Source organism: Umezawaea sp. NPDC059074 (genome assembly GCF_042738955.1).
Taxonomy (GTDB): Bacteria; Actinomycetota; Actinomycetes; order Mycobacteriales; family Pseudonocardiaceae; genus Umezawaea.
In genome coordinates this window covers 1-3,797 of record NZ_JBHYHC010000119.1, presented here as the reverse complement: position 1 = coordinate 3,797, position 3,797 = coordinate 1, and the positions used below count along the sequence as shown (strand labels likewise).

At 68.3% G+C, this 3,797-nt stretch carries 3 protein-coding genes; 1 reads left to right on the top strand and 2 read right to left on the bottom strand.

What is annotated here, in order from left to right:
* Positions 1-126 precede the first annotated feature (126 nt).
* Together ACFWW9_RS35815 and ACFWW9_RS35810 are read right to left on the bottom strand one after the other, a co-directional pair.
* Positions 127-972 (bottom strand): ABC transporter permease, encoded by an 846-nt coding sequence (locus tag ACFWW9_RS35815; protein ID WP_390386734.1) that lies wholly within the window; start codon positions 970-972, stop codon positions 127-129.
* Positions 969-1,928, bottom strand: a complete 960-nt coding sequence (locus ACFWW9_RS35810) for an ATP-binding cassette domain-containing protein (protein WP_390386733.1) — start codon at positions 1,926-1,928, stop codon at positions 969-971. The genes ACFWW9_RS35815 and ACFWW9_RS35810 overlap by 4 nt, the downstream gene beginning before the upstream one ends.
* Positions 1,929-2,013: 85 nt before the next feature.
* On the opposite strand from ACFWW9_RS35810, the gene ACFWW9_RS35805 reads away from it, so the two are divergent.
* A complete protein-coding gene (locus tag ACFWW9_RS35805) occupies positions 2,014-2,886 on the top strand; it encodes a TetR/AcrR family transcriptional regulator C-terminal domain-containing protein (RefSeq protein ID WP_390386731.1) in 873 nt (290 codons plus the stop codon).
* The last annotated feature ends 911 nt before the right edge of the window (positions 2,887-3,797 follow it).

The window sequence follows — 3,797 nt, the reverse complement described above, 5'->3', positions numbered from 1 at the left end:
TCCCCACACCCAGCCGCCGGGCACCGCACATTTCCCCCCGATTTGCCGACCCCCACCGACTCCCTTCGCCCACCCACGGGCCCCCGCCGTCCCCGGCCACCGGCCCGCGACAGGGGAGTGCGGGACTCAGCTCATGCTGCGGTACCGGCGGACGGACAGCGGCCAGAAGACCGCGATGATCGCCAACGGCCAGAGCACGGCCATCAGCATCGAGTGCGTGGACACCCACGAGTCACCGGGCCAGCCCGGATTGCCGAACAGCTCCCGGATCGCCCCCACCGTCGAGGACAGCGGGTTCCACTCCGAGACCGTGCCCAGCCACGTGGGCATCATCTGCGGCGACACGAACGTGTCCGAGAACATCGTGAGCGGCAGCAGCACCGTCCACACGACGGACGTGTTCTCCGGCTTGATGATCAGGCCGAGGTAGATGCCCAGCCAGATCATCGACACCCGCAGCAGCATCAGCAGCCCGAACGCCACGACCACGTTGCCGAACCCGAGGTGCCAGGTCCAGCCGACCGCGAGGCCGCACAGCATCAGCACCACGATGTCGAGCGTCGAGTTGAGCAGGTCCGCGACGCTGCGACCCGCCAGGTACCCGGCCCTCGACATGGGCATGGCCCGGAAGCGGTTGTTGACGCCCCGGTTCGTGTCCTCGGCGATGGCGACGAGCGTGACGCCGACGCCGAGCACCACGCTCTGCCCGAACAGGCCGGGCATCAGGAACTCCCGGTAGTTCCAGCCGCCGACGACCATGACGGCGTTGCCGAAGACGTAGCCGAACACCAGGATCGACACGACCGGGTACATGACGCTGCTGAAGAGCCGGACGGGTTGCCGGATCCAGTGGATGAGGTCGCGCGACGCGACGTTCCACGAGTCGCTGACGAGCCACTTCAGCCGCTGGAGGATCGTCCGCGGCGGTCTCGGCATCGGCGTCGGGGTGATGGGGGGCAGGGTCAGGCTCATGATGCTTCGGCCCCTTCCGTGTCGTGTCCGGTGAGCAGGAGGAACACCTCGTCGAGGGTCGCCCTGCGCAACGTGACGTCCTCCGCGTCGATCCCCGCGGCGTGCAGGGCCCGCGTGACGTCGGTGAGCGCGTGCTGCCGGTCGGCGACGGCCGCGCTCACCCTGTTCTCGGCCGGTGTGGTCTGGAGCTTGCCGCCCGCGGTGCGGGCCATCACGCCCGCCGCGGCCGGGATCTCCGCGAGGCTGCGGACGGTGACGTCGATCCAGTCGCCACCGGTCCGGGCCTTCAGCTCGTCGGGGGTGCCGCTGGCGATCTTGCGACCGCCGTCCATCAGCACGATCTGGTCGGCCAGCTGGTCCGCCTCGTCGAGGAGCTGGGTCGTGAGCAGGACGGTCGTGCCGCCGAGCGCGAGCGCCCGGACCGCCGACCACATCTCGATGCGGTTGCGGGGGTCCAGGCCCGCGGTCGGCTCGTCGAGGAACATGACGCTGGGCGCCGTGATGAAACTCGACGCGAGGTCCAGTCGGCGGCGCATACCGCCGGAGTAGTGCTTCACCTGCTTGCTCGCCGCGGCGGTGAGCCCGAACTGCTCCAGCAGCTCGTCCGCCCGGCGGCGCGCGTTGGCCGCGCTCAGGTGGTAGAGCCTGCCCCAGAGCGCGAGGTTCTCCCGCCCGGTGAGGATGTCGTCGACGGTGGACTGCTGGCCGATCATGCCGATGTGGTTGCGGACCTCCGAGGCTTGTCGTGCGACGTCGAATCCGTTGACCGTGGCGCGGCCCCCGTCGGGTCGCATGAGGGTGGACAGGATGCGGAGCACCGTCGTCTTCCCTGCGCCGTTCGGGCCGAGCAGCCCGCACACCGTGCCCGCTGGGACCGACAGGTCGAATCCGTCCAGTGCGTAGTACCCGCCGAACCGCTTGCGGAGGCCTTCAGCGAAGAGAACAGGTGAGCTCACGACAACCTCCTAAACTGTGTATGTCGTACACCCTGTGTACTGTATAGACAGTTCGATGCCTCTGTGTCAAGGTGGAAGGAGCCCAGTGGCCACGGAAGCAGGTGATCCGGAACGCAGCGTCGAGCTGCTCTGGGGCGACAAGCCCCCGCCCGTGCGCGGCCCCAAACCCGCCCTGACCTTGGACGGAGTGGTCGCCGCGGCCGTCGAGGTGGCAGACGAGGAGGGTCTCGCAGCACTGTCCATGCGCCGAGTGGCGGAAAAACTCGGCTTCACCACCATGTCCCTCTACCGCTACGTCCCAGGCAAGGCCGAACTGCTCGACCTCATGCAGGACGCCGCAGCGGCCGAGATCGTCCTGCCCGCGGCAGGCGTCGACTGGCGCACCGGCCTCACGTTCTCCGCAAGACAGGACTGGGAGCTCTACCAGCGCCATCCGTGGATGGTCCAGGTCACCTCCACGCGCAGCGTGCCGGGCCCGCACTACATGGCCGAGCTGGAGGCCCGCTTGCGGGTCTTGGAGGGGACCGGCCTCAGCGGCCGGGAAACCATGGCTGTGGCCAACCTCGTGTCGCAGTACGTCGAGGGGGCCGCGCGGCGGGTCGCGGAGGCCCAGGCGGCGGAGCGGACCACCGGGGTGAGCATGGAGCAGTGGTGGGGCTCGCGGGTGTCGCTGTGGGGACACCTGACGGAAGACCGGTACCCGACCTTGGCGCGTGTGTGGATGGCCGGTGGGTACGACGGGATGGCGGACGACTTCGAGTTCGGGCTGCGGAGGGTGTTGGACGGGATCGAGGTGTTGATCGCCGGGCGTGATGAAACTGCGGTTCGTGATGAAAGTGGTGGGGGTTGCGTCACGTGTGGGAAGCCGGTGGAGAAGTCGGCGACGGGTCGGCCGAAGGAGTACTGCTCGCGGGCTTGTCAGCAGAGGGCTTACCGGGCTCGGCAGGCTGGAAGGTAGGTGCGGCTGCGGGGATGGTTACTTGGGCGGCTGCCGGTGTCGTCGTGGCCAGCTGGGTGGCTGCGGCTTCCGGCCTGGTCGCCTAGGCGACCGCTGGTTCCAGCCTGGCCGGCCAGTGGCTGCCGGTACCGGCTCGCCCACCTGGCGACTGCGTCTTCCAGCCGGGCCACCCAGTGGCCGCCGGTTCCACCTGGGTCACCCAGCGGCTTCCGGCTCCAGCCGGGCCGCCCAGCGGCTACGACTCCCAGCCGGGCTGGTCAGCGGCCACAGCTCCCAGCCAGCCCACTCGGCGGCTTCGACTCCCAGCCCGCTGTGTCCGATTTGATTTGGGGCCCCTAGATTTGCCCCTTGATCGGGCCAAAAGGCAGTGCCCGAAAGCCCTGCCCGATCTCCAATTTTAAGGGGCAAATCCCCCAAATAAAATCGGACACGAACCAACCAGCCAGCCCCAGCAGGCAGGCAATCAGCTATCAAACAAGCTGCCGCAGGCAACCCTGCGCCGTCGACGAGCAGCAGGCCTGCCGCAGGCAACCCTTCGATCGAACCACCGCAGACTGTCTGCCGCAGGCAACCTTGCGCTCTGAACCACCTGTCGCCTGCCAGAGGCAACCCTTCGATCCAACCACCGCAAGCTGTCTGCCGCAGGCAACCTGAGACTGAGGCGCTGCCAGTCTGGCCTTCACCGCCTGACCACATCGGCAGCCGTGGCCAGCGGGCCCCGGCCCCAACAGGACCCCGTGACCAACCCGACCCGCATCTAAATTGCACCGTTCGGAACCGCACCAAATATCTTCCGGCCCCCGGCCGGCACTCGCACCGCACCCCAACCGGACCATGCCGGCAGGTTCTTTTAACCCCCAACCCTGGCGGCCCTCGATTGTTTTTGCGCCCCCACCCTCTTTCGTCTTGTC